Here is a 302-nt window from a genome sequence, read left to right as displayed (position 1 = left end):
ATCAAGCGCTGTATCGGCGCGCGACTGCTGACGCGCAACATCGAATCGCAGCAGCGCGAGGGCGTGATTATCGCGAACCTCGTGAATCTGTGGAACAGCTTCGGCAAGGCCGTTTGCGTCAAAAAGCTCTAGTTGCGTCCGCAACCAACTGCGGGCCTACCCTGCTGAACAAAGCCAGTTCGAGGTACGCATCGCTGTAAGTCTGGGACTGGCCCGACACGCCCTGCTGGTAGGGCGTGTCGTTGATGAACAGCGCCTTCAGGTCGCCGTCGGGGCAGTACAGGCAGAGCTGTCCGCGCCGC

Annotated in this window: 1 protein-coding gene; it reads right to left on the bottom strand. The window is 61.3% G+C overall.

The genetic code is table 11. The features are described 5' to 3' along the window. Positions 1–118 precede the first annotated feature (118 nt). Positions 119–302: hypothetical protein (locus AB3X89_RS40485; RefSeq protein WP_368588092.1), on the bottom strand; the 184-nt coding region annotated here is incomplete at its 5' end.

The sequence above is a fragment of the Paraburkholderia sp. BR14320 genome, from assembly GCF_040948665.1.
GTDB classification, from domain to species: Bacteria; Pseudomonadota; Gammaproteobacteria; order Burkholderiales; family Burkholderiaceae; genus Paraburkholderia; species Paraburkholderia youngii.
This window is presented reverse-complemented; position numbering and strand designations above follow the sequence as displayed.